General features: G+C 63.3%; 24 protein-coding genes. 11 read left to right on the top strand and 13 right to left on the bottom strand.

Translation table 11 applies throughout. The annotated features are described in order from the left end of the window. Positions 1 to 80: 80 nt before the first annotated feature. The 5 genes from AACY13_RS21690 to AACY13_RS21670 all read right to left on the bottom strand — a co-directional run bounded on the left by AACY13_RS21690 (position 81) and on the right by AACY13_RS21670 (position 6,744). Positions 81 to 1,139, bottom strand: a complete 1,059-nt coding sequence (locus AACY13_RS21690) for a PA0069 family radical SAM protein (RefSeq protein ID WP_339463665.1) — start codon at positions 1,137 to 1,139, stop codon at positions 81 to 83. A gap of 352 nt (positions 1,140 to 1,491) precedes the next feature. Continuing rightward, positions 1,492 to 2,271 (bottom strand): DUF1835 domain-containing protein, encoded by a 780-nt coding sequence (locus AACY13_RS21685; RefSeq protein WP_339463664.1) that lies wholly within the window; start codon positions 2,269 to 2,271, stop codon positions 1,492 to 1,494. A 252-nt stretch (positions 2,272 to 2,523) separates the two neighbouring features. Further along, entirely contained in the window at positions 2,524 to 2,799 is a 276-nt protein-coding gene (locus tag AACY13_RS21680) for a YheV family putative zinc ribbon protein (RefSeq protein ID WP_339463663.1), read from the bottom strand. After that, positions 2,796 to 4,844 carry an oligopeptidase A gene (gene prlC, locus AACY13_RS21675; protein WP_339463662.1) on the bottom strand — a complete coding sequence of 683 codons (2,049 nt, stop codon included), beginning with the start codon at positions 4,842 to 4,844 and terminating at the stop codon, positions 2,796 to 2,798. Before prlC ends, AACY13_RS21680 begins: the two co-directional genes overlap by 4 nt. 190 nt (positions 4,845 to 5,034) lie before the next feature. Next, positions 5,035 to 6,744, bottom strand: coding sequence for a 7TM diverse intracellular signaling domain-containing protein (locus tag AACY13_RS21670; protein ID WP_339463661.1), 1,710 nt, complete (start codon positions 6,742 to 6,744; stop codon positions 5,035 to 5,037). Positions 6,745 to 7,129: 385 nt separating this feature from the next. Between AACY13_RS21670 and AACY13_RS21665 the strand changes: the two genes are divergently transcribed. After that, on the top strand, positions 7,130 to 7,675 hold the full coding sequence (locus AACY13_RS21665; RefSeq protein ID WP_339463660.1) for a gamma carbonic anhydrase family protein: 546 nt from the start codon (positions 7,130 to 7,132) through the stop codon (positions 7,673 to 7,675). An 11-nt stretch (positions 7,676 to 7,686) separates the two neighbouring features. After that, on the top strand, positions 7,687 to 8,334 hold the full coding sequence (locus AACY13_RS21660) for an HAD family hydrolase (RefSeq protein WP_339463659.1): 648 nt from the start codon (positions 7,687 to 7,689) through the stop codon (positions 8,332 to 8,334). 103 nt (positions 8,335 to 8,437) lie between these two features. On the opposite strand, the gene AACY13_RS21655 is transcribed toward AACY13_RS21660, so the two are convergent. Together AACY13_RS21655 and AACY13_RS21650 are read right to left on the bottom strand one after the other, a co-directional pair. Continuing rightward, a complete protein-coding gene (locus AACY13_RS21655; protein ID WP_339463658.1) occupies positions 8,438 to 8,668 on the bottom strand; it encodes a DUF1161 domain-containing protein in 231 nt (76 codons plus the stop codon). Next, positions 8,665 to 9,807 carry an aminopeptidase gene (locus AACY13_RS21650; protein WP_339463657.1) on the bottom strand — a complete coding sequence of 381 codons (1,143 nt, stop codon included), beginning with the start codon at positions 9,805 to 9,807 and terminating at the stop codon, positions 8,665 to 8,667. The genes AACY13_RS21655 and AACY13_RS21650 overlap by 4 nt, the downstream gene beginning before the upstream one ends. Before the next feature lie 349 nt (positions 9,808 to 10,156). On the opposite strand from AACY13_RS21650, the gene AACY13_RS21645 reads away from it, so the two are divergent. Further along, positions 10,157 to 10,570 carry a PA0061/PA0062 family lipoprotein gene (locus AACY13_RS21645; RefSeq protein ID WP_339463656.1) on the top strand — a complete coding sequence of 138 codons (414 nt, stop codon included), beginning with the start codon at positions 10,157 to 10,159 and terminating at the stop codon, positions 10,568 to 10,570. 30 nt (positions 10,571 to 10,600) lie between these two features. On the opposite strand, the gene AACY13_RS21640 is transcribed toward AACY13_RS21645, so the two are convergent. From AACY13_RS21640 to AACY13_RS21630, 3 genes are all read right to left on the bottom strand, one after another. Then, the gene (locus AACY13_RS21640) at positions 10,601 to 11,596 is read right to left on the bottom strand and encodes an LLM class flavin-dependent oxidoreductase (RefSeq protein WP_339463655.1); all 996 of its coding nucleotides are present in this window, start codon (positions 11,594 to 11,596) and stop codon (positions 10,601 to 10,603) included. 270 nt (positions 11,597 to 11,866) lie between these two features. Beyond that, positions 11,867 to 12,082 (bottom strand): dodecin, encoded by a 216-nt coding sequence (locus AACY13_RS21635; RefSeq protein WP_339463654.1) that lies wholly within the window; start codon positions 12,080 to 12,082, stop codon positions 11,867 to 11,869. A gap of 92 nt (positions 12,083 to 12,174) precedes the next feature. Continuing rightward, positions 12,175 to 13,083 carry a LysR family transcriptional regulator gene (locus AACY13_RS21630; protein ID WP_339463653.1) on the bottom strand — a complete coding sequence of 303 codons (909 nt, stop codon included), beginning with the start codon at positions 13,081 to 13,083 and terminating at the stop codon, positions 12,175 to 12,177. Positions 13,084 to 13,250: 167 nt separating this feature from the next. On the opposite strand from AACY13_RS21630, the gene trpB reads away from it, so the two are divergent. From trpB to AACY13_RS21615, 3 genes are all read left to right on the top strand, one after another. Then, positions 13,251 to 14,465 carry a tryptophan synthase subunit beta gene (gene trpB, locus AACY13_RS21625; protein ID WP_339463652.1) on the top strand — a complete coding sequence of 405 codons (1,215 nt, stop codon included), beginning with the start codon at positions 13,251 to 13,253 and terminating at the stop codon, positions 14,463 to 14,465. After that, positions 14,462 to 15,271 (top strand): tryptophan synthase subunit alpha, encoded by an 810-nt coding sequence (trpA, locus tag AACY13_RS21620; RefSeq protein WP_339463651.1) that lies wholly within the window; start codon positions 14,462 to 14,464, stop codon positions 15,269 to 15,271. Before trpB ends, trpA begins: the two co-directional genes overlap by 4 nt. 111 nt (positions 15,272 to 15,382) lie before the next feature. Then, entirely contained in the window at positions 15,383 to 16,015 is a 633-nt protein-coding gene (locus tag AACY13_RS21615) for a TetR/AcrR family transcriptional regulator (protein WP_339463650.1), read from the top strand. A 53-nt stretch (positions 16,016 to 16,068) separates the two neighbouring features. Here AACY13_RS21615 and AACY13_RS21610 read toward each other — a convergent pair whose 3' ends face one another. From AACY13_RS21610 to AACY13_RS21600, 3 genes are all read right to left on the bottom strand, one after another. Beyond that, positions 16,069 to 18,021, bottom strand: a complete 1,953-nt coding sequence (locus AACY13_RS21610) for a DUF7844 domain-containing protein (protein WP_339463649.1) — start codon at positions 18,019 to 18,021, stop codon at positions 16,069 to 16,071. Continuing rightward, the gene (locus tag AACY13_RS21605) at positions 18,018 to 18,338 is read right to left on the bottom strand and encodes a DUF2388 domain-containing protein (protein ID WP_339463648.1); all 321 of its coding nucleotides are present in this window, start codon (positions 18,336 to 18,338) and stop codon (positions 18,018 to 18,020) included. Before AACY13_RS21605 ends, AACY13_RS21610 begins: the two co-directional genes overlap by 4 nt. A 160-nt stretch (positions 18,339 to 18,498) precedes the next feature. Then, a complete protein-coding gene (locus AACY13_RS21600) occupies positions 18,499 to 18,816 on the bottom strand; it encodes a DUF2388 domain-containing protein (RefSeq protein WP_339463647.1) in 318 nt (105 codons plus the stop codon). A gap of 392 nt (positions 18,817 to 19,208) precedes the next feature. Here AACY13_RS21600 and AACY13_RS21595 point away from each other — a divergent pair, with 392 nt between their 5' ends. From AACY13_RS21595 to AACY13_RS21575, 5 genes are read left to right on the top strand one after another with little or no spacing between them, the layout of a single operon-like run. Next, positions 19,209 to 20,711, top strand: a complete 1,503-nt coding sequence (locus AACY13_RS21595) for a glycosyltransferase (RefSeq protein WP_339463646.1) — start codon at positions 19,209 to 19,211, stop codon at positions 20,709 to 20,711. Then, entirely contained in the window at positions 20,708 to 22,270 is a 1,563-nt protein-coding gene (locus tag AACY13_RS21590; RefSeq protein ID WP_339463645.1) for a glycosyltransferase, read from the top strand. Before AACY13_RS21595 ends, AACY13_RS21590 begins: the two co-directional genes overlap by 4 nt. Then, positions 22,267 to 23,139, top strand: a complete 873-nt coding sequence (locus tag AACY13_RS21585) for a class I SAM-dependent methyltransferase (RefSeq protein WP_339463644.1) — start codon at positions 22,267 to 22,269, stop codon at positions 23,137 to 23,139. The genes AACY13_RS21590 and AACY13_RS21585 overlap by 4 nt, the downstream gene beginning before the upstream one ends. 43 nt (positions 23,140 to 23,182) lie before the next feature. Beyond that, positions 23,183 to 24,028: a class I SAM-dependent methyltransferase gene (locus tag AACY13_RS21580; RefSeq protein WP_339463643.1), complete on the top strand. Its 846-nt coding sequence runs from the start codon at positions 23,183 to 23,185 to the stop codon at positions 24,026 to 24,028. Between the two features lie 13 nt (positions 24,029 to 24,041). Next, the gene (locus AACY13_RS21575) at positions 24,042 to 25,211 is read left to right on the top strand and encodes an acyltransferase family protein (RefSeq protein ID WP_339463642.1); all 1,170 of its coding nucleotides are present in this window, start codon (positions 24,042 to 24,044) and stop codon (positions 25,209 to 25,211) included. The last annotated feature ends 13 nt before the right edge of the window (positions 25,212 to 25,224 follow it).

Genomic DNA, 25,224 nt, shown 5'->3' with positions numbered 1-25,224 from the left:
CCATACAGGACTCCCCAGAAGGTGGCCGAGTCACAGCCGCCGCCAGTCTGATCCCTGCAGATTACAGCCAGGCCGTGGCCTTAGAGCAAGGCCAGTTGACCGCCAGGCGGGCAGAAGCGCGAACAGTCCAGGTTGAAGCCGTCGCGCTGGTTCAGGCGCAACTTCCTGATGGCCAGGGCAAAACGCTGGGCCAGCAGATCGGCGAAGGCCCCCTGGCCGCGGAAGCGATGGCCGAAGCGACTGTCATAGAGTTCGCCGCCGCGGCTCTGGCGGATCAGGCTGAGCACATGCTCGGCACGCTGCGGGTAATGATTGTGCAGCCACTCCTCGAACAGCGGCGCGACCTCGCGCGGCAGGCGCAGCAGCATATAGCCGGCACTCTGCGCCCCGGCATCCTTGGCCGCGCTCAGCAGCTGCTCCAGCTCCATATCGTTGATCATGGGGATCATTGGCGCACACAACACGCCCACCGGAATATGGTTGTCGCGCAGCACGCGGATCGCCCGCAGGCGCGCTGCCGGTGCCGCCGCGCGGGGTTCGAGGATGCGCTTGAGTTCGTCGTCCAGGCTGGTCAGGCTGATATACACCGCCACCAGACGCTGGCGGGCCAGTTCGCTGAGCAGGTCGAGGTCGCGCAGGATCAGCGAGCCCTTGGTGACGATGGTCAGCGGATGGCGATAGTCGAGCAGCACCTTGAGGCTGTTGCGGGTCAGCAGGTGCTGGCGCTCGATGGGTTGATAGGGGTCGGTGTTGGAGCCCAGGTTGATCGGCGCGCAAACATAACCGGGTTTGGACAGCTGCTGCTCGAGCAGGGCCACGGCGTTGGTCTTGGCGATCAGCTTGGTTTCGAAGTCGATGCCCGGCGACAGGTCCCAGTAGGCGTGACTGGGCCTGGCGTAGCAGTAGATGCAGCCGTGTTCGCAGCCCCGGTAGGGATTGAGCGAGCGGTCGAAGGGCAGGTCCGGCGACTGGTTGCGGGTGATGATGGTTTTCGCCGTTTCGTTGCGCACCTCGGTGGCGCGACTGGGCGGCACCTCCTGCAACCAGCCGTCGTCCTCCGCGACCGAGCGGGTCGGGGCAAAGCGATTATGCGGGTTGCTGGCGGTGCCGCGACCGCGCGGCGGCAGAGTGGCTGACATGGCAGGCTCCTAAATATACTGTATAAAAATACAGTATATTTATCCCGAACACCAAGTGCCGGCGGTCGCCGTCAGTAGCATGCGCCCCAACCGAGGGGCTCAACAGGTACCCGTATAACCTGCACCGCCTCGGCCGCTGCCGGCAGCTCCAGCGCCTCACCATCAAGCAGTTGCGGCAGGGCTTATCCAAGCTAGGAAACGGGTCGAGCCGGGTCCTGTAGCCCTTAGCCAAACGGCTATGTGCCCATCATTTGTTGGAGGGAGATGCGGCTGCAATGGATAGGGTGACGCGGGGCCGCCCGGGTCGTGCGCAGCAAGAATCTGCAGCGGCCCCTGGTGCGCACGGCGCACCCTACAAGATCAGGCGCGCCTGCAACCCGCCATAGCCATGGGCACCCGCCTCGCCGCTGAGCACGATATGCCCCGCCGCGGCGAGTTCGCGGGCACGCCAGAACAGCAAGTAGTCGGTGGCGAAAAAACCGTCGCAGTGCGCCATGACATCGGCCATCACCCGCGCCAGCGGCTTGCCTTCGGCCGGGCAGAATTGCAACAGGCTGGCATCGATGCGGCCGAAGTCCTCGCCATGGAAGGTGCCGGCATGCCAGCGGCGCACCAGGGCCTGGTCCAGCAATGCCGTGCGCCACTGGCCGGCAAGCTGCCGACGTCGCGTGGCATCGACCTCACGCGGTTTAGCCAAGGCCGCCAGCGCCTCGGGCGCATGCATGGCTACCGCGCGGCGGCTGGCGACACGGCTGTCGCCAGTGCCGCAACAGACTTCCCACAACGGCAGCGCACTGTCCGCCAGGGCGTGTGCTACACGCGCCAGCAGCAGTTGCTCGGAGGCACTGTCGCCATGCCAGACGGTGACCGGCCGCGACTGCTCGGCCAGGGCCGCGATCCAGCGCGCATCCGCGGGCAGGTCCGTGGCGAAATCCGGCACCGGCCGCACAGCCTCGGGCCACAGCGCCCGCCAGAAGGCAGCGCGAGCGGCGCAGGGTGGCATGTCCACATCCGCCAGCGGGCCGACGGCGAGATCGTCGCGCAGCACGCGCAAACCCGCTTCGGCCTCGTGCGCACCGATTACATGAGTCACACCTGCTACCGCGTTGTCACCACACACCAGATGCCACATAAGCCCTCCTTGGCCAGCTGTTATTCCGTCGGCTTTTATGGCCTGCCATCCCTGGCGGCCACCCTACGGGCCGTCGCTACGCGACGTTAAAAATGACTCCCGGTCATTTTTTATGGCCTGCCATCCCTGGCGGCCACCCTACGGGCCGTCGCTACGCGACGTTAAAAATGACTCCCTGCTATTTTTTATGGCCTGCCGCCCCTGGCGGCCACCCTTCGGGCCGTCGCAAGCGACGTTAAAAATAGCTCCCTGCTATTTTTTCAGCTTGGGATTGGGAAAGAACTGCACCGCCTGCACCTTGGGGTCGGCGGCCTTGGGTTTCAGGGTGCTGACGTTGACCCGGGTCGACAGCTCACGGGGCACCGAGTTGCCGCGTTCGTCGAGGGTGTCGGCATAGCCGCAGGCCACGCATTCGCGGTGCGGCACGCCGCCCTCGTCCCACATCTGGATCTTGTCCATCTCGCTGCACGCCGGGCACACGGCACCGGCGATAAAGCGCCTCTTGCTTACCTTGGCTTCGTCGCTCATGCCGCCTCCTGACTCAGGCCCAGATGACGCAGCAGCGGGTCGATGCTCGGTTCGCGGCCGCGGAAGTCGACGAACAGCGTCATCGGCTCCTGCGAACCGCCTCGGGCCAGGATCGCCTCGCGGAAGGCGCGGCCGGTGTCGCGGTTAAATACGCCCTCTTCCTCGAAGCGCGAGAAGGCATCGGCCGAGAGTACTTCGGCCCATTTGTAGCTGTAGTAACCGGCCGCATAACCGCCGGAGAAAATATGCGCGAAGCTGTTGGGGAAACGGTTGTAGGCCGGCGGACGCAGCACCGAGACCTCGCTGCGGATGCCTTCGAGCACGTCCAGCACACCGCGACCATCGCCGTGGCTGGCGTGCAGTTCGAAGTCGAACAGACTGAACTCCAGCTGGCGCACCATCATCAGCCCGGACTGGAAGTTCTTCGCCGCCAGCATCTTGTCCAGCAGCTCCTGCGGCAGCGGTTCGCCGGTCTCATGGTGGCCGGCGATCAGCGCCAGGCCCTCGGGCTCCCAGCACCAGTTCTCCATGAATTGGCTCGGCAGCTCGACCGCATCCCAGGCCACTCCGTTGATCCCCGACGCGCCGGCATGCTCGACGCGGGTCAGCAGGTGATGCAGGCCGTGGCCGAACTCGTGGAACAGGGTGGTGACTTCATCGTGGGTCAGCAGCGCCGGCTTGCCGCCGACGCTAGGCGTGAAATTGCACACCAGATTGGCCACCGGACTGATCAGTTTGCCGCTGGCGTCGCGGCGCTTGTCGCGCGCGCCGTCCATCCAGGCCCCGCCGCGCTTGTTGGCACGGGCATAGAGGTCGAAGAAGAAGCGGCCAACGTGCTGGCCGTTCTCCTTGATCTCGAACAGGCGCACATCCGGGTGCCAGCCGTCGAAGCCGCTCAGTTCCTCGATCTGAATCCCATAGAGCTGCTCGACGATGGCGAACAGGCCGCCGAGTACCTTGTCCACCGGGAAATAGGCGCGGAGGATTTCCTGGGAAATGCTGTAGCGCTGCTCGCGCAGCTGCTCGCCGTAATAGCCGACATCCCAGCTCTGCAGGTCGTTGCAGCCCTGCTCGGCAGCGAAGGCCTTGAGTTCTTCCAGGTCCTGGGCGGCGAACGGCTTGCTGCGCACTGCCAGGTCGCGCAGAAAGTGCAGCACCTGGTCGGTGGTCTCGGCCATTTTGCTGGCCAGGCTCAGCTCGGCGTAGTTGGCAAAACCCAGCAGCTTGGCCAGTTCCTGGCGCAGGGCGAGGATTTCCAGCATCAGCGGGCCGTTGTCGTTCTGCCCGGCGTTCGGCCCCTGGTCGGAGGCGCGGGTGCAGTAGGCGGCATAGACCTCTTCGCGCAGGGCGCGGTCGTCGGCATAGGTCATCACCGCGAAATAGCTGGGGAACTCCAGGCTGATCAACCAGCCGTCCAGGCCCTTGGCCTCGGCCGCCTGCTTCATCTGCGCCTTGGCCGAGTCGGTCAGCCCGGCCAGCGCCGCTTCGTCGCCGACCAGCTTGGTCCAGGCCTGAGTGGCGTCGAGCAACTGGTTGGAAAACTTGCTGCCCAGCTCCGAGAGTTTCATCTGCACCGCGCCATAACGCTGCTGCTCGGCCTCCGGCAGATCGATACCGGACAGGCGGAAATCGCGCAGGGCGTGTTCCAGGATGGTGGTCTGCGCCACCTCGAAGCCTTCGGCCTGCGGGCTGCTCGCCAATGCCTCGTAGGCCTGGAACAGCGCACGGTTCTGCCCCAGTTCGGTGGCGTATTCCGACAGCTTGGGCAGGCAGGCCTCGTAGGCTGCACGCAGTTCGGCGTTGTTGCACACCGCGTTGAGGTGGCTGACCGGGCTCCAGGCGCGGCCGAGACGCGCATTCAACTCATCGAGGACCAGCACCAGCCCTTTCCAGTTCGGCGTGCCAGACTGCTGCTTGAGCAGCTCGGCAATCGCCGCGCGGTTGTCGGCGAGAATGGTGTCGATGGCCGGCTCGATATGCTCCGGACGAATGACGGAGTAGGGCGGCAGGTCGAAGTCTTGCAGCAACGGATTGTTCGCAGTCACGGGGGCACCTTGGCTGATTCGGGCGGCGTCGAACGCGCCGTAATGGCCGCTATCTTAATACAAGCCGGGCCGGTGGCCGCAGCAAAGCGTTCTATCGGCACGATTGACCCGCCGGGGGCACCAGCACTGTCAGGCCGTTGAGCAACCTAGGCGAGGCCGCCGCGCCGGCCTTTAACGCCCCGGTCGTTTATCAAGAGCGGCCCGCAGGCAGCTCTTCAACAGCCTGCGACGCCCCCGACCGCAACGCGAGCCCCTGGTAGCACGCCACCTGGTCCCGTCCACCGTGCTTGGCGGCATAGAGCGCCTGGTCGGCAGCCGCGAACAACTGCTCCGGCCGCTCGAAGGGGCCATCGGCCAGGCTGGCCAGACCGATGCTCAGGGTCAGTGCCAGGAGCGCCTCGCCCTCGACCAGCCTGGCCAGTTCGCGGCGCAAGCGTTCGGCCAGCACCCTGGCGTCCTCCACGCTGCTATTGGGCATGATCACGGCGAACTCCTCGCCGCCGTGACGGCAGGCGATGAACGGCTTGCGTACCTCGCACTGCAGCAGCCGCGCCACCGTCTGCAAGGCGCGGTCGCCGGCCTGATGGCCATGTTCGTCGTTGAAGCGCTTGAAGTGGTCGACGTCCAGCAGTAGCAGGCTGAGCGGCCGGTCGAGCCGACGCGCTTCTGGTAGTTCCTCATGCAACTGGCTGTCGAAATGGCGGCGATTGCCCAGGCCGGTCAGGGCGTCCAGGTAGCTGCCGCGCTTCAACTCGCGCACCCGGCTGCCGAGGGCCAGCGACAGCAGCAGCATCTCGATCAGTGCGCCGAGCTGGAAGGCGTTCTGCGTCAGCATGTTGTGCGGCAGCCAGCCGAAGGTCTTCAGCATGTAGATCAGCACACCGATCAGCAGTGCGCTCCAGGCCAGCAGGAAATAGCGCGCCGGGCGCGCCCCGGCCAGTAGCGCGACCACCCCGAGCAGCAGCAACTGCAAGGTGATCACCAGGGTCAGCGCGGCGAACGGCTGGATCAACTGACCATAGCTGAACGCGGGAATACCCAACATCAGCAGGACGCAGCCACCCTGTAGCACCTGGCTGAGTCGATCCAGACGTGGTGCCAGCTTACGCGTGGTGAGGATGTCGCGGGCAAACTGCAGGGCCCAGAGCAGCGACATGCCGAGCAGCAGCAACAGGCTATCGTTGGCCAGGCTCGGGCTCTGCGGCCAGAGGAACTGGTAGGCCAGACCGTTGTGCACGGCCATGTACAGGCCGTAGCAACTGACATACAGCAGGTAGAAGAAGAACGCCCGGTCACGCACCACCAGGAGCATGAACAGGTTGTACAGCAGCAGCGACAGGAGGGCCCCGTAGTAGCAGCCGTAGGCCAGTTGCTCGAGACCGATGCGCTCGAGCAGCGCCTGCGTCGAGGACAGACTCAGGCCGATGTTGATCGGCCCGGCGGAGGCGAAGCGCAGGTAGTAGGTCTGTTCGCTGTGAGGCGGCAACTCGAGGCTGAAGATGAAATCGCGGTGCTGAATCTCGCGGCTGGCGAACGGCCGCCGGTCGCCGCTGCTGCGCACCTGCCAGCTACCGTCAGGCTGGCGGGACCAGAATTCGAGCCAATCGATCAGCGGATAATCCTGACGCAGCAGCAGCTGACGGGTTTGCTCGCTGGGATTGCTCAGGTGAAAACGCACCCACCAGGCCGAATGGCTGAAGCCGAAGTTGGCCGAGTCCGCCTGATTGTCGCGAAAATCCGCGGCTTGAACCTGCTCCAGACTGAGCTGGCCACCCGGATCCTCCAGCAGCTGCAGGTAGGAAGACAGGTTGAGCACCTCGCCTTGCGGCGCTATTAGCGCCTCCCCCACCTCGGCCTGGGCCAGCCCCGCACACAAGCCAAGCAGCAGTCCAGCAAACACGCGAACAACAGCGGCCCTTACTTCCAGTACCTTACCCGCAACCATCAGCAACCCAACTCTCTTCGCTATGCCCCCGCGGCGAATGGGCGAAGGCTATTTTTTGTTCTATGTCCCATCAGCTGCCGCATGGGATCTAGCCCTTGTATGGCAGCGGCATTATCCGCGATCAGCCCCTAAACACTGAGGACATCTCGCGACTGAAGCCACGCTCAGCGGTTATGAACAGCTCCAACACTTAGCGGCTACAGGACCATTTTTCCAACACTCTGCCAGCGACAATGGCCTGGGGCCATCAGCCTCCGGCGAACGGTCATGCGCGCAAGACCGGCGCCATGCGCCGTGGTTGATTACACTCATAGCAAAATCAGCTCGGGAGACTTCCACCATGGCGATACGCACTTACCAACAGTTCACCCCGCAGCTCGGCGAGCGGGCCTTCGTCGATGCCTCGGCCGTGATCCTGGGCGACGTGGAAATCGGTGCCGACAGCTCGATCTGGCCGCTGGTGGTTATTCGCGGCGACATGCACAGCATTCGCATCGGCGCACGCACCAGCATTCAGGATGGCAGCGTGCTGCACATCACCCACGCCGGCCCCTTCAACCCGCGCGGCTACCCGCTGAACATCGGCGACGATGTGACCATCGGCCACAACGTCACCCTGCACGGCTGCACCATCGCCGACCGGGTGCTGATCGGCATGGGCAGCATCATCATGGACGGCGTGGTGATCGACGAGGAAGTGATGCTCGGTGCCGGCAGCCTGGTCGCACCGGGCAGCCATCTGGAAAGCGGCTACCTGTATGTCGGCAGCCCGGCCAAGCAGACCCGCGCGCTATCCGATAAGGAGCGCAGCTACTTCCGCTACAGCGCCGACAACTACGTGCGCCTGAAGGATCAGCACCTGATGGAAGGCTATGCCGCGCAATGAAGCATTGCGCCATGCACTATCAGCACATCCTCTTCGACCTCGACGGCACCCTGACCGACCCGCGCGAGGGCATCACCCGATCGGTGCAGCATGCGCTGGCCCAGCTCGGTATCGATGAACCCGATTTGCAGGCGCTGGAGCACTTTATCGGGCCGCCGCTGTTGCAGTGTTTCATGCACACCTATGCCTTCGACGAGGCCACGGCCTGGCGTGCGGTGGGGCACTATCGCGAGCGTTTCGCCGAGATCGGACTGTATGAAAACCAGCTATTCGCCGGGGTGAACGAGCTGCTGCAGTTGCTCGGCGAACAGGGCCGCACCCTGTATATCGCCACCAGCAAGCCGCGGGTGTTTGCCGAGCAGATTGCCCAGCACTTCGATTTCGCCCGGCACTTCAAGCTGATCTACGGCAGTGAGCTGGACGGCACGCGCACCGACAAGGTCGAACTGATCGCTCATCTGCTCGAACAGGAAGGCTTCGCGGCGGACAGCGCCTTGATGATCGGCGACCGCAAGCATGACCTGATCGGCGCGCGGCACAATGGCCTGGACGCGGCGGCGGTGGGCTATGGTTTCGGCAGTGTCGAGGAACTGCAGGCCGAAGCGCCGCGCTATCACTTCGCGACCCTGGCCGAGCTGCATCGGGCCTTCATAGGGTAGCCCAGGGAGGGCGGCGAAAACCTGCGCCGGCAAGCGCACCGCGGCCGGGGATCCTCGCGCTCGGAGCGCGCCTACGGGCCGTAGGCAGGCGTGGTCGAATGGCTCAGTCGTTGCGCTGGTAGATGATCTTCTTGCTGCCGCCGTCGCAGCTGCCGACCACCATGTTGGGGTCCTGGGCTTCGTCGTTGGGCACTATCTCCAGGGTGTAACTGGCAACGCCGGCGGCCTGGATCTTCACTTCGATCTCCTGCTTCAGTTCCTCACAGGGCTTGGGTGCCGCCAGGGCGGCGCTGCTGAGCGCGCCAAGCAGCATGGCCAGGGTCCATTTGTTCATTGCGTCGCTCCTCTGCCGGAATGGCAGTTCTGTGAGTTTGACCGCTGATCCGCCGGGCAAGTTCTAGGCCCGCCGGACAAGGCCTGCAGAGCCTGCTCGCGCTCGTCCGCGGACAGTTTGCCGAGAGCCGCGACGCGCTGGTAGAAGCGCGGCCAGTCGCCTTCGGCCTGCTCGAACAGGGCGGCGAAAGCCGGTACCCAGCGATCATAGAGGCCGAACGGCAGCAGTTTGGCATTGTTCAGCGGCGTGGCCATCCAGCCATCATAACGGCCGACACCGCCCCATACACCCTCACGCAAGGCCTGGTACTCGGCGCGCAGGCGGGCGAACTCGGCCTGCTTGCCGGCGCGCATCCGCTCGGCCGACAGGTCGCGGGCATAGAGGCGTTTCAGCCGCGCCCGGCTGGCCAACACCAGGGCCGTGAACTGTTCGCGCTGGCGTTCGCCCTGAGGATCCGCCGGGGCCAGGCCGCGGGCCGCTCGCCATTGGCCCAGGCCCCGGCGCTCGACAAAGGTGGCGAAGGATTCGTTGAAGGCGGTGTCGTCGGCGACATACAGCTGCTGGTGCGCCAGTTCGTGGAAGATCACCGCCACCAGGCGCTGATCATTCCAGCGCAGCATGGTGTTGAGAATCGGGTCGTCGAACCAGCCCAGGGTGGAATAGGCCTCCACACCGCCCAGGTAGGTATCCAGCCCGCGCTGCTCGAGCAGCGCGGCCATGCCCCGGGCTCGACCCTGGCTATAGAAGCCGCGATAGGCCACGCAGCCGGCAACCGGGAAACAGTACAGCTCCGGGTCCAGGGAAAACTCGGCGGTGGCGAACACATTCCACACCACAAAAGGTCTCTGGATATCGGCGTACAAGCGATAGCTGCGATTGTCCGGCAGGTGCAGCGCGGCACTGGCGAAGCGGCGCGCCTGCAGGGCCACGGCCAGGCGTTGCTTGAGCCCGGCATCGGTGCCCGGATCGGTGAGCAGTTCGGCGATGGGTTCGCGGGCCTGCAGCAGTTGCAGGTGACCCTGGGCCAGGTGGCCGTAGTAAGTCAGCGTGCTACAGCCGCCGAGCAGCAGCGCCGCGGCCAGTGGAACCCAGGGGCGGCAGGCGAAGTCGATAAGAAGGCGAGCAAGGCTATTGGTCATGCCCGGCAAATTAGCGCATTGCTGCTACTGCCTGCACTAGGGTCTGTTGCCGTTTCGTCGCGAGCCGCGTTGCCGCGAAAAATCTCGCCAGGCTAGGCGGAGGACACAGGTAATGGTTGTTCCCTTGCCAAGTCCTCCAACACCGCATGGCGAGATTTTCCGCGCAACCCGAAGGGCCGGGCCTGTTTTAGCGCGATACTGCGTTTCTCGACACTCATTTGGAACAACCAAACTTCGTGTCTCGTGCCTTGCCTCGCGCTAAAACAGGCTCCGGCGCGGCCGCGAACGAAACAGCAACAGACCCTAACTGGCGTAAGCTGATTGCATCGCGCCAACCCCGGAGGCTCCCATGCGTTACCTGGCCCTGCTTGTCAGCCTTTTGCTTCTCGGCGCATGCGCCTCGCCGTTGCCCGCCCGCGACCCAGGGATGGCCTGGGTCGATCTGTACACCCCCGCCAGCGATCTGTTGATGGCCGAGGAGCTTGACGGCAAACGCCTCAACGATGGCCGTTACTTCCAGGTAAGCCCCGGGGCCCATGAACTGATCGCGCGGTTTCGCTTCGAAGTGCAGGGCGGCGGCAGCCTGATGGCCGAGCCGATACAGCGCACCTGCGAGATCCGCGTACGCTACGACGATTTCGCCGCCGGCCAGCGCTACCGGATCGAAGCCCGGACGCTGGCGATGAGCGCCCAGGCCTGGCTCTACGACGAGCAGCGCAATGTGCTGGCGCGGGCCAAGGTGCTGCGTTGCGGGGTGTTCTAGCCAACCATCCCCCGACATGCCCAGGGCGGCTTAGCGCAACCCTGCGAGCAGTTCGAAGGCATGCAGGCGATCGGCGAAGTCGTAGAGGTCGCAGGTGAAGATCAGCTCGTCCGCGCCGGTCTGCTCCAGCAGCACGTCCAGGCGGGCGCGGATTTTCTCCGGCCCGCCGATCATCGCCATGCCGAGGAAACTGCCCACCGCCTCCTTCTCGTGGGGCAACCACAGGCCCTGCATGCTCGCCACCGGCGGCTTCTGCACCAGGCTGTGGCCGCGGATCAGGGCGAGGATGCGCTGGTAGGCCGAGGTGGCCAGGTACTCGGCCTGTTCGTCGCTGTCGGCGGCAATCAGCGGTACGCCGAGCATCACATAGGGCTTGTCGAGCACCGCCGAGGGTCTGAAGTGGTTGCGGTAGAGGCGAATCGCCTCGTGCATATAGCGCGGCGCGAAGTGCGAGGCGAAGGCATAGGGCAGGCCTTTCTCGCCGGCCAGCTGGGCGCTGAACAGGCTGGAGCCGAGCAGCCAGATCGGCACGTTGGTGTCGCTGCCGGGCACGGCGATCACCCGTTGATCCGGCGTGCGCGGGCCGAGGTAGCGCTGCAGTTCTTCGACATCCGCCGGGAAGTCGTCGGCGTTGCCAATCCGGTCGCGGCGCAGGGCCTGGGCGGTGAAGTGGTCGGCCCCCGGCGCGCGGCCCAGGCCCAGCTCGATACGGCCCGGATACAGGGTGGCGAGGGTGCCGAACTGCTCGGCGATCACCAGCGGCGCATGGTTGGGCAGCATCACCCCGCCGGAGCCCAGGCGAATACGCGAGGTGCCGGCGGCCAGGTAACCGAGCAGCACGGCGGTGGCCGAGCTGGCGATGCCGTCCATATTGTGGTGTTCGGCGACCCAGAAGCGCTCGAAGCCCAGGCCCTCGACATGCTGGGCCAGGGCCAGGGAGTTGCGCAGGGCCTGGGCGGCGTTGCCGTCATCGCGGATCGGGGCCAGGTCGAGGGTGGAGAATTTGCTCTGTGCTATCGCGCTCATCGGCCCTACCTGTTGGTTACTCGTCGTCATTGAGGCCTGATTGCCTCAATGCCCGAGTTCAATAGTGGGGCTTTTTCCACGGATTCCAAGGGCACTGGAGCGACGCGGGACGATCACCGGAGTTTATCCGCTCTCGTAGGCGAATAAGTGCAGCACAGTCCAAGGTCTCAATCCCGGATTGCGCCAAGACGTATCCGAGTTGCGGGGTCTGTGTCATCCACCCCATGAGGTCGCAGGCCTTGCCACTGGCGGCATATGGCCGCACCGGACTCAGCTGTTGCTCAGGCGAAAGCCGACCTTCAGGGTGACCTGGTAGTGGGCGACCTTGCCGTCGACTATATGACCGCGGGTTTCTATCACTTCGAACCAGTCCATATTGCGCACCGACTTGGCACACTCGGCCAGGGCATTTTCGATAGCGTCCTCGATACTGGTCTTGGACGAACCGATGACTTCGATTTTCTTGTAGGTGTGATGATCGGACATGCGGATTTCCCTCGGAGCAGTTAGGCATCAGTGCCATAACTTCACGCTAGCCAAACCGGGGGAAAGCACAAGGACGCCGCCCGCTATCTGCACTATGGCGCGTGCCCGTTGCGCGAATCGCCGAGTTCGCCGGCCAGCCACTGGGCCAGCCGTTCGGCGCGGTTGTCGCGGCTGCGCAGCGGTCGCCAGAGCACCAGACGCGCCGAGGTTTCGACAAAGCCCCAGGGCGCGACCAGGCGACCGGCGGCCAGGTCGTCGGCCACCAGCTGCTGCGGCGCGATGGCCACCCCCAGCCCGGCGGCGGCGGCTTCCAGCAGGTAGTAAAGGTGCTCGAAACCCTGGCCGTAGCGCAGTGCGCCGCTATCCAGGGCATTGCCGCTGGCCCAGCTCGGCCAGGCCTGGGGCCGTGAGCTGGTGTGCAACAGCGGCTCGCCGAGCAGCGCCGCGGCAGGGGCCCCGTGCAATTCGGCGAAGCGGGCGTAACGCGGGCTGAGCACCGGGCCGATGCGCTCGACGGCCAGCTCATAGACCTGCATATCGGCCGGCCAGGGCGGCTCGGTGAACCACAGGGTCGCATCCACCCCGGGGCGACGCGGGTCCAGCTCGCCTTCGCTGGCCGAGAGCTGCAGGCGCAACTCCGGCAGCTCGCGGTTGAGCCGGTCCAGGCGCGGGATAAACCAGCGCGCCAGCAGGCTGCCGGGGCAGGCGAGGACGAAGGGTGCATCGGCCTGGCCCTGTTGCAACTCGGCACAGGTGCTGCGCAGGCGGGCAAACAGCTCGCTGCTGACATCGCGCAGGCGCACCCCCGCATCTGTGAGTTTAAGGCCGCGACCTTCCCGGGCGAACAGGGCGAGGCCCAGATGCTCCTCCAGGGCTCTGATTTGCCGGCTGACCGCCCCGTGGGTGACATGCAGCTCATCTGCCGCCTGGCTTACGCTGTGCAGGCGGGCGGCGGCCTCGAAGGCGCGCAGGGCATTGAGCGGCGGAAGGTCCTGGCTCATCTGTGAGTTTTCCTGACAGGTTGCGGCGATCTTATCGCTTTTGCCGCGCGCGCTACAGCCTTATCCTGTGACCACTGCCGTAGGAGCGGGGGGACGCCTAGTCGCCATGCCCGCGAATCGCGCCCACGGCGCGCCTACCCTCCTTTCATTCCCCAGTGGAGAACGCCATGACTTCCTTCCGCAGCGGCCCCGATGCCAACGGCCTGTTCGGCTCGTTCGGCGGCCAGTATGTCGCCGAAACCCTGATGCCGCTGATCCACGACCTGGCCGCCGAGTACGAGAAGGCCAAGCTCGACCCCGAGTTCGCCAAGGAACTGGCCTACTTCCAGCGCGACTTCGTCGGCCGGCCGAGCCCGCTGTATTTCGCCGAACGCCTGACCGAACACTGCGGTGGCGCGAAGATCTACTTCAAGCGCGAGGAGCTCAATCACACCGGCGCGCACAAGATCAACAACTGCATAGGCCAGGCCCTGCTGGCGCGGCGCATGGGCAAGAAGCGCATCATCGCCGAGACCGGCGCGGGCATGCACGGCGTGGCCACCGCCACCGTCGCGGCGCGCTTCGGCATGGAATGCGTGATCTTCATGGGCACCACCGATATCGATCGGCAGCAGGCCAACGTGTTCCGCATGAAGCTGCTGGGTGCCACCGTGATCCCGGTGGTCGCCGGCACCGGCACTCTGAAAGACGCGATGAACGAAGCGCTGCGCGACTGGGTGACCAACGTCGACAACACCTTCTACATGATCGGCACCGTGGCCGGCCCGCATCCGTATCCGGCGATGGTGCGCGACTTCCAGGCGGTGATCGGTAAGGAAACCCGCGAGCAGATCCTCGCCCAGGAAGGCCGTCTGCCCGACAGCCTGGTGGCTTGCATCGGCGGCGGCTCCAACGCCATCGGCCTGTTCCACCCCTTCCTCGACGACCAGGACGTGCAGATCGTCGGCGTCGAAGCGGCGGGTTACGGCATCGCAACCGGCAAGCACGCGGCCAGCCTCAACGGCGGCGTACCGGGCGTGCTGCACGGCAACCGCACCTTCCTGCTGCAGGACGACGACGGCCAGATCATCGACGCCCACTCGATTTCCGCCGGCCTGGATTACCCCGGCATCGGCCCCGAGCACGCCTGGCTGCATGATGTCGGCCGGGTCGAATACACCTCGGTGACCGACGACGAAGCGCTGGCAGCCTTCCACACCTGCTGCCGCCTGGAGGGCATCATCCCGGCCCTGGAAAGCGCCCACGCCCTGGCCGAAGTGTTCAAGCGCGCGCCCACGCTGCCCAAGGAGCACCTGATGGTGGTCAACCTCTCCGGCCGTGGCGACAAGGATATGCAGACCGTTATGCACCACATGCAAGAACAGAAGGAAGACGTCGTATGAGCCGCCTGCAGACGCGCTTTGCCGAGCTGAAACAACAGAACCGCGCCGCCCTGGTGACCTTCGTCACCGCCGGCGACCCCAACTACGATGCGTCCCTGGCGATTCTCCGCGGCCTGCCGGCTGCCGGTGCCGATGTGATCGAACTGGGCATGCCCTTTACCGACCCGATGGCCGATGGCCCGGCGATCCAGCTGGCCAATATCCGCGCGCTGGAGGCCAAGCAGAACCTGGCGAAAACCCTGCAGATGGTCCGCGAGTTCCGTGAGGGCGAGCAGGCCACGCCGCTGGTGCTGATGGGCTACTTCAACCCGATCCACAAGTACGGCGTCGAGCGCTTTATCGCCGAAGCCAAGGCCTCCGGCGTCGACGGCCTGATCGTGGTCGACCTGCCGCCGGAACATAACGTCGACCTGTGCGACCCGGCCCAGGCCGCGGGCCTGGACTTTATCCGCCTGACCACCCCGACCACCGACGACAAGCGCCTGCCGAAAGTCCTCAACGGCAGCTCGGGCTTCGTCTACTACGTCTCGGTAGCGGGCGTGACCGGTGCCGGTTCGGCGACCCTGGAGCATGTCGAGCAGGCCGTCGCCCGCCTGCGCCGGCACACCGAGCTGCCGATCAGCATCGGCTTCGGCATCCGCACCCCGGAGCACGCCGCGACCATCGCTCGCCTGGCCGACGGCGTGGTGGTGGGCTCGGCGCTGATCGACCAGATCGCCAATGCCGCCGACAGCGAGCAGGCCGTGGCGGGCGTGCTCAGCCTGTGCAGCCAGCTGGCTGAAGGTGTGCGCGGCGCGCGCAGCTGATAAAGCCGCCATGCGGATGGGCATGCCGGCATGCCCATCCGCACCGGTTGCCGCTTGCGAGCGGGGCGCTGCCTGGCGTCCAATAGCGCCTCCATCTGCCTGAGTCTCGCCATGTCACGCCCGCCTATCGTCCGCAAACCCCGCGCCAGCAGCCAGAGCCGTATCGTCGGCATCCTGGCCGCGGCCCGCGAGTTGCTCGCCGAGCAGGGCGTGGCCAGCCTGTCGATTTACAGCGTGGCCGAGCGCGCGGGGATTCCGCCGTCTTCGGTGTACCACTTCTTCGCCGGCGTGCCGGCCCTGCTGGAAGCCCTGACGGCGGATATTCACGGGGCCTTTCGCGCCTGCCTGCAGGAGCCGGTGGATCACCCCAGCCTGGGTGACTGGCGTGATCTGTCGCGCCTGGTGGAACAGCGCATGCTGGCGATCTACGCCGCCGATGCGGCGGCGCGCCAGCTGATTCTGGCCCAGCACGGCCTGGCCGAAGTGACCCAGGCCGATCGGCAGCACGACATCGAACTGGGGCGGCTGATGCAGTCCTTGTTCGACCGCCACTTCCCCCTGCCGCAGCTGCCGGACGACATCGATGTATTCGCCCTGGCCATGGAACTGGGCGACCGCGTGTATGCCCGCTCGGTGCAGCTGCACGGGGTGATCACCCCGCGCATGGCCGAGGAAGGCATGCGCGTGTTCGATGCCTATCTGGGCCTCTACCTGCCGCCGCATCTGCCGAAAAGAGCCCTGTAGCAGCGGCCCTGGGCACGAGCCGGGTTTATCCGGCGCAGACAGGCCCTCTATCCCTACGGCAGGATCAGGCCGCCACTGGCCTTGTGCAACTCACGCAGGTGCGCGCCAAGCTGCGCCAGGTTGTCCTCGCTGGCTTCCAGCTCGGCCAGGCGCTGGGGCTCCAGCAGGCTGCGCACCTCCTGGTCAAGATCGTCGCTGAGCCGGCGCAAGTGCTGCTGACGGCTGCGACTTTCGGCTTCCAGGTGCTGCCATTCGCTGCTTTGCGGCAGGCCATAGCCGCCCTCGAGCAGCTCCGCCGGGCGGCTGAGAAAGCCGCTATTGGCCAGGATCTGCTCCAGCGCGCCGCCGGCCTTGCCCAGGCTCGCCTCCTGGCCGGCGCGACCGCTGAGGTAACGCTGTTTGAGCTCCTCCTGGGCCAACAGCAACTGACGGCGCAAGGCCGCCTGCTCGAGCAGCAGCAGCGCGGCGCTGGCGCGCAGGTCGGCCTTGGCAAACCAGGGTCGACGCGCCGTGGCGGGTTGCTCCAGCCAGTCCTCGACCCTGGTCTGCTCGATCGGCAGACGCTGTTGCAGCACCGCGAACATGGCCTGGTAACGCTCGCGGAAGGAGTCGAAGCGATAGCCCAGGCGCAGGGCTTCGCGCGGGTCATCCAGCACGCTGCCGTCGGCCAGGCCACGGGCCAGCAGGCTGTCGAGCAGGCCGTTGGGCATAATGCTGTCGAGCGTCTGCAAGCGCGGATGCTGGCTGCCGCTGCGCAACAGCTTGAGGGTTTCCACCGCGCAGTTGTTGGAGATGAAGTAGTAGTCGCCGTCATAGCTCCAGTGCTGCTCGGCGGCGCGGGTCACCAGGTTTTCCAGCTGCTCACGGGTCAGCTGCAGCGGGATCGAGGCCAGGCTGCGCAGCTCGATCTTGGTGTATTCCTCGACCACCTGCTCCAGCGGCAGGACGAACAGCCGCGAGGGGTAGGCACCGGTCAGGCCATCCCAGCTGGACAGCTGCACGTCGCCGACAAAGGCGCGGTAGGACAGCACCAGGTGCTGATCCAGGTCCAGCCGGCAATCCGGCCCCAGCGGCCGGCCGGGCGCGCAGATCACCAGGCGCAGCATGCTATGGCCCCAGCGACTGGCCCAGGCATCGTTGGCCTCGGCCAGCAGGTAGTCGACGGCATAGACCCGTGCCGGCTCCAGCCTGCCCAGGGGCTGACGGGCGAAATTGCGGCCGGCATTCAGGTAGGCATAGCCTTCATCGCACGCCCCCTGGCGGGGCGGCGTCCAGGCGAAGTGCCGGGCCAGATGGCGAGCCAGGGACGGGCGGCGACAGGCATAGTCGGGGTCGAGGAGAAAGTACTCCATATTCACCGCGACGAACTCCCGCGGGTTGCTCAGCTCGTAGCTGTCCGGGCTGCGCGCCACCTGGGCGTTGCTCTGCTCGCGCTGGCCACGGCGGCCAACCTGCTGCGGCCAACCGGCCAGATCGAGCAGCTGCGGGTCGTCACTGAGGCTAAAACGCCGTGCGGTCTGGCCGCGACAGTCATCGGGCAAGCCCACCGGACCGAGGCTATCGAGCCGCTGGCGACAACGCTGCAGCAGTTTTTTCTGTGCCGGCGACCAGAGCTGGGCACGGTCGTAGAGGTGGGTCAGCTCATGCAGCACGGTGGCCAGCAGCTCGCGGCGCACGCTGCCGTGGGGCCGCTCGGTGCGCGCATGGGCGGCGCTGCCATCGGTGAGGGCTGGCAGCAGCAAGGCATTGAGTTCGATACCGCTAAAGCGTCCGGCACGGCCATAGACTTCGGCCGGCAGCTTGCGCCAACGCAGTTTCACCCGCCGATCCAGTTGCTGCTGAAAGCCTGGCGGCAGAGCCTTCAGGGCCTCATCGAGCAGTGCCTGAGTGGCCCGGCGCTCGGCCTGACTCAGATCGCCGTCGGTCAGTACCAGACGCAGTTCAGCCTGGCTGCCGACACTGACCAACAGCGCCAGTAACAGCAGCCAGGCCCGCAGCCCACTCACAATGCCAGGATGGCTTCGGCCAGTACCAGGTCGGAAGCGCCCTGCGCTTCAGGCACACGACTGCGGATGGTGCCGAGCGCGGCCTCCAGCTGCGCGCCGCGGATGGCCCCGTGGCTGGCGACGAAACTGGCGGCATCGTCACGGGCCGCCAGGACGATTTTCGAATCGCGAATCGAGGTGGTGGTGTCCGAGGTGAAGTCGAACGTGCGATCCACCGCACGGATGATCACATTGCTACTGGCCACCAGAGTCTGTGCCTGGACACTGCCGGCAAACAGGGCAACAACGGCTACAGCGCTAAGCAGGGAACGGTGCATGGCAATCTCCGGTAGGCAGGGAAAAGCAGAAAGGACACTGATTGGAACCCGCGACCCGCCGCTCGGTTCCAGCGCGCGAACAACGCCCTGGTCACAAAGCCGCCGCGCAGCAAAACGCCGGCTCCGGAGTAGATCCGCAGCCGGCGCGAACAGCCCTTGCTTAGAGGCTGAGGATGGCCTGAGCCAACTGCAGATCGTCCGCTTGCAGCTGTGGCGCGTGCTGGCGGATATGCTGCAGCGCGGCCTCCAGTTGCACGCCACGGATACCGCCCTGAGTGGCGACGAAGCTGGCGGCATCGTCACGCGCGGCGAGCACGACCTTGTCATCGCCCAGCGAGGAGGAAATATCGGACGTGGCTTCCGATGAAGCGGCCAGCCCGGAAACCAGGGAATCGGTGGTCACCACAAAGCTGGTGGCCGAAGCGGCGCTGGCCAGGGTGAGCAATGCGGCGGCACTGAAAAGACGAAAAAGGGTCATAACGAAGCTCCATACAAGCAAGGACAACGCAAACAGCACGGTCGCTGCTTGCGGTTGCAAGACTAGCTCAAGCATGCTGGCTCGGGTCAACTACTTGATGCCTGGTTCATTGCGCAAGGCAAGACCGCAGCGGCGCACGAGGTAACGGATTAAGGGGCTGTTTTGGACGGAGATTAGCCGCGCGGCTTTGTGTAAACTGCGGCCAATATCCGCGTAATGGTGCCATTTACCCCGGATCATGTACGCTCCGCAGGCGAAGTTGCAGACATGGAAAGATGCGCAGAAGAAGGCAACTGCAGGGCAGCGAACCTCTCTGGATAGTGGCAACCGATAACAATTAATTACGCTGACCGGAGCACATGGGTACGGCGTACAGGAGTTTTTCTCGCAACATGATCATCCTCGTTGGGTCGAAAATCGATCAGGCCAGCATCCAGGGCTCTCTCGGTAAGCCGGAATACAGTTACTTTTTCCTGATGAAGGACTTCCTCCCGGCGCTGGAGCGCCTGGGGACTGTGCTGCTGGTCAAAAGTACCGATGAGATAGAACGGCTGTCCGAGCAGTACCGGGCGGCCGGCGAAGAGGTGGTATTTCTCAGTTTCAGCCCGCCTCACCAGGTCCCTCTTGGCCTGAGCTGCCCGACCGTGGTGGTCTTCGCCTGGGAGTTCGATACCCTGCCGTCAGTGGCCTGGGATGACAACCCACAGAACGATTGGCGCTATACGCTGGCCAACCTGCAAGGGGCCATTTGCACCAGCCAGGAAACCGCCAGCCTGGTTAAACAGGCCACGGCTGAGGACTTTCCGGTTATCTCACTGCCGGCACCTGTCTGGGATCGCTATAAAAGCCTAGGCAGCGCCGGCGGATTGCCCGTCGAACTAGGCGACCGAGTATTCCCATTCGCCGGCATCGTCATCGACAGCCCCCTCTTGGGGCTGTCCGCCGATGGCTTGGTACGCAAGCCAAGCGAAGTGCCCGCTGAACCCGAACCCGAACCCGAACCCGAACCCGAGCTTCCGCCGCCATCAGGAGCACTTACCCAGGCCTGGCAACTCAGTAAAGCGTTGTTTAACGGCTGGCTGGAAGAAATTAGCCGCCCTCTACAACTCGCCTCACAGATCGCCCCCACGACAGAAACCTCGACACCTGCCGTTGCGCCAGCCGATAACGCAGCACCTGCAGCACCGCCGCTGCATCAGGTCAATGTCTCCGGCGTGGTCTACACAACGGTGCTGAACCCCGCAGACAGTCGCAAAAACTGGGTCGAGTTGATTACCGCCTTCTGCTGGGTATTCAAGGAGCGCGAGGATGCCACCCTGGTCGTGAAAATGACCCATCACGACCTGGAGTACTACCGCATCGTATTGATCACCTTGTTATCGCGGCTGGCACCCTTCAGCTGCAGGGTGATTGTGCTACATGGCTTTCTCGAGGATGAGCAATACCGTGAGCTTATAAAGGCCTCGACCTATTACGTGAACGCCTCTTCCGGAGAAGGCCTGTGCCTGCCCCTTATGGAGTTCTTGTCCGCCGGCAAACCGGGCATAGCACCCGTGCACAGCGCCATGAGCGACTATGTCGACGAACACCTGGCGTTTCTCCTCAAGTGCTCACTGGAACCCTTTTGCTGGCCCCACGATCCTACGGGCGTGTTTATGACCCACCGTCATCGCCTGAACTGGCACTCCCTGGTGAAGGCTTACCAAGACAGCTATCAGGTTGCCCAAGCGGGGCCTGAGCATTACCGCAACATGTCGCAACATGCCTTTAAGAAAATGCAGGCATTCGCCTCGGTTGATGTTGTGACTACGCCACTGGATACGTTCCTGCGCGCGCTGATACACGACCGCAACAGCGAAACGCTCGTGCAACGGGAAGAGGGCATGCTGCCATGAAGTTTCTGGTTTACTCGGAAGTCACGGCTGCACGTATTGCCACCAGCATGGGGTTGCCGGAGTACAGCTATTACTTTGTTCTGCGTGACTTCTTGCCTGTACTGAAAGCCTTGGGCGATGTGCAGGTGGTCGAAGACCCCGAACAGCAAGTCGATGCGCTCTATGATCAAGCCTGCGCAGCAGGCGAACGCTGCCTGTTCCTGTCATTCTCGCCACCCCAGAAAACCCTGCTGGGGCTCCGCTGTCCGACCATCCCGGTGTTTGCTTGGGAGTTCGACAGTATCCCCACTGAATCCTGGCTGGATGAGCGACAGCAGGACTGGCGGTATGTCTTGAATGCGTGCGGCAGTGGCATTACTCACTCGCAGATGATCGTCGATGCAGTGCGCAAGGAAATGGGCCCGCAATTCCCAATTATTGCGATCCCCTCGCCGGTCTGGGACAAATTTGCCACGATCAGGGCGCAACCCGCCGAGTTGCCGCTAGCCAGCACTATCGCCATCAGCGTCCGCACAGGAGTAGTCGTCGATAGCCACGACCCGGCGCTAAGCCCCTATATCTTCGGCAAGCATGCGACGGCCAGAGTGGTGCAGGCCATCCGCGAACACGAACAGGCCATGGCCCGCCAACAGCCGGTTAAGAACGCCGTTGCAACACTCGCCACTCGCCAGCAATCACGCTACCAAGTGACTCGGCGCTATCTGGGCGAGTGGTACCTGAAGGTGCTGCGCCAGAACATGCCCTTCCTGCCCAACGCCAAAGAAAATGCACTTCCGCGGTTCGAACTGGTTCGCGAAGATCCCGACAAGCGCTTGGAGCCTCGCAACACCGTTGAGCCGCCGCATCCGCTCGCTACGGGCGTCAAACCGCTGATGCCCGAATGGCTGCCGGGCGACTCTGAGCTGAAATTGTCCGGGGTGATTTTTACCGCGCTGTTCAACCCCTATGACGGCCGCAAGAACTGGGCAGATATGCTGACCGCATTCTGCGCAGCGTTCCGCGACACCCCCGATGCCACGTTAGTGTTCAAGCTTGGGCATAACGAATATCTATCCGCCATGCACGACATGCTGATATGGATGGCGCGCATGCCCAAATTCCAATGCCGGGTAGTCCTGCTTCACGGCTACCTCGACGGCAGTGAGTTCGACGCTCTGATTCGGGCGAGCGCCTTCGCAGTCAATGCCTCCCACGGCGAAGGTCAGTGCCTGCCATTGATGGAGTTCCTTTCCTGCGGCAAACCCGCGATTGCCCCCCGCCATTCGGCAATGGTCGACTACATGGACGAAGGCGTGGGCTTTGTTGTCGACAGCTGGCTGGACGCAACCGCCTGGTCCCATGATCCACGCCTGGCTTATCGCACGCAGCGCCATCAGATTGACTGGGCGTCCCTGAAAGAGGCCTACCTGGCAGCCTATGACTGCGCCAAGAACCAGCCCGAGCGCTATCAACAACTCTCGCTAAATGCCATCGCACGCATGCGCGACCACTGCTCTCGACAGGCCGCGTGCGAAACCCTGTCGGCATTTCTTAAAACTGATCAGAGGGTGGGCGCATGACGCGGGTACTGAACTGGTGGCAGCGGTTGCTCGCGCCCGCCCGAGTGCAGGCACCGCCTGTTGCCGCCCCGGCCACCGACTATGTCGACGCCCGTGACTGCGGGCTGGTAGATGCCGTGCAGAGCGGCTGGTTCCTCAACGCCAGTGATGAACTGTTTTCCGGCTTCCCCATCGGCCCACAGGATGTTGTGCTGGATGTTGGCTGCGGCGCAGGGGGCGCGACTTTGTTCTGCGCCAACCGCGGTGCCCACGTGGTATTCAGTGATGTGGTGCCAGAGAAAATCGAGGCCCTGCGGCAAAAACTTGAGCAAACCCCGGCCCGAGCCGTTGAAGGCCTGATATCCGATAGCAGCCCGCTGCCACTGGCGGCTGGCTATGCCACCCGGGTAATTGCCTTGGAGATGCTCGAGCACGTTGATGACCCGGCAGCCGTGCTGCGCGAACTGGTCCGGGTAGGCCGTCCTGGGGCGCTCTACCTGTTAGCGGTGCCCGATCCAGTTGGCGAACACATCCAGCAGGGTTGCGCACCTGCGCATTATTTCCAAACACCCAATCATATTCATATTTTCGAGCGCGAAGCCTTTGGCCAATTGGTGGAAGACGCTGGCCTCGTTATCGAACGGCGCGCCTCCTACGGCTTTTATTGGAGCATGTGGATGATGATCTACTGGTCACAACTCAAGGCCTCCGGCGAGCAACAGGCTGGTGAAACCCATGACGTCGTGCATCCACCCTACTCACCACTGCTCGATGACTGGGCGGGCCTGTGGCACCGACTGATCCAAATGCCCGAGTTTTCCCCGGTTAAACAGCAACTGGATCGCCTGATGCCCAAGAGCCAAGTGATAGTTGCCCGCAAGCCCGGTTGATACACACCTTCGCTGCCTGCCGCCCCATTATGAGAACTCGCCCATGCTCAATCGGCTCAAACGCCTGCTGACCTCACCTCCCGAGCCACAGCCCGTCTGCGCGCCAGTGCCAGCGCCTGAGGTGCTGGCACCCACGGAACCCGAGATCGATATCGGCCTGGTCGATATCCACCTCAGCGGCTGGTTACAGAATGAGACCGGCGAGCTGGTCAAGGGCTTTGCTATCGGCCCCGAGGATTCGGTGCTCGACATAGGTTGCGGCGAGGGCGGTTATGCTCTGTTCAGTGCCCGCCAAGGCGCGGAAATGCTACTTGCCGACGTGGATGCGCAGAGGCTCGAAACGGCCATGCAGCGCTTACAGGCGGAAGGGGCGCGCAGTGTGCAGACTCTGGTTACCGACGCCAATCCCATCCCCTTGCCGGATAACCGGGTGAGCAAGGTTGTCGCCATGGAGGTGCTGGAGCATGTCGATGACCCCGCCCAATTTATGGCCGAACTGGTCCGCGTCGCCAAACCTGGGGCGCAATTTCTACTGACCGTGCCCGATGAAGTCATCGAGGGCGTGCAGAAGCATATCGCCCCACCTGTCTATTTCCAGAGCCCTAACCACATCCGCGTCTTCAAGCGAGGTGAGCTGGAACGCTTGGCGCTGGACGCTGGGCTCATCATCGAGAGCAGTACGCAATATGGCTTCTACCACTCGGTGTGGTGGTCGCTGTACTGGGCGTGTGAAAACCAGCCACTTTCGCCGCCCTGGCATCCGCTGCTGGAAAACTGGGCGCAAACCTGGTCGACCCTGTTGTCGCTTCCCGCCGGCCCGCGCATTAAACACGCACTGGATGCGGTAATGCCGAAAAGCCAAGTGATAGTCGCGCGCAAACCAGCTTGAATGGACAGCATAAATGAACAATAAGATCCAAGATATTGAATGGTTGCGGGGAGTCGCTATTCTTTTAGTGGTAATCCATCATGCAAATATAAATTTGTTCGTGTGGAGCACTCCTGGCTTACAGTTGTTCTACACCTATTTTGGCGGAACAGTTGGTGTTGATATTTTTTTCGCAATCTCTGGATTTGTAATTGCAAAGGATCTTCTGCCGCGACTGGAGCGGGCTGCGAACGGAGAGTTGGCGGCGCGAGAAATTATAGCTTTTTGGATTAGAAGGGTTTGGCGCCTTCTACCTTCAGCATGGCTTTGGCTGGCTATTATTTTGTTTTTGGTGGTGTTCTTTAATTCCTCTGGGGCATTCGGAGGATTTCGAACTAATTTCGAGGCTACTGTGGCGGCAGTGCTGCAGGTAGCAAATTTTAGGCTTGCAGAAGCATTTGGACGCTTTGAGTATGGTGCAAGCGCTGTGTATTGGAGCCTATCTCTCGAGGAGCAGTTTTATTTAATATTCCCTTTAGCAGCGATCTTACTTCGAAAGTATTTGATTTTCTTAGTGATGGCACTTGCTCTGTGGCAGCTATTCTCCGTCCGTTCAGGGTTGGATATGTTCGCTATTTGCTTTAGGACGGACGCACTATGCCTGGGTGTCATGTTGGCGATTTTTTCAAATAATGGCTATTACGCAATTTTTAATCCGATGTTCTTAAGATGTCGGCTCGTGTCTGCCGGTCTAGTTTTTGTTCTGCTCATGTGCATTTTGGCACTTGGGTCAAATGCTCTTCATATTGTAAATATCAGATTGAGCTTGATTGCACTGATATCCGCACTGTTAGTATGGATTGCTTCATTTAATGCAGGTTATCTGAGTAATTTCTCTTCGCCATTACAACCTGCGATGCTTTGGTTAGGCTCAAGATCCTACGCTATATATTTGATTCATATGCCTGCCTTTTACTTGACCCGAGAGATCTGGTTTCGCACGGATGCAGCAGTGCAAGGTTTTAATGAGAACTTCTTCTATCCGTTCGTAATTACGGCTTTCCTGCTAATCATAGTGTTGAGCGAACTGAACTATCGCCTTCTGGAAGCTCCATTGCGCGACTATGGGAAGCGTGCCGCACTAAGAATCAGGGATGGAAGCGATGGCGTTGCAGATATGTCGGACCCGGTCAGATCTCAATAATGCAGTGGAACCC

The sequence above is a fragment of the Pseudomonas sp. EA_105y_Pfl2_R69 genome (assembly GCF_963970915.1).
Lineage (GTDB): Bacteria > Pseudomonadota > Gammaproteobacteria > Pseudomonadales > Pseudomonadaceae > Aquipseudomonas.
The sequence above is the reverse complement of the archived record's forward strand: the minus strand, read 5'-3'. Positions and strand labels throughout refer to the sequence as shown.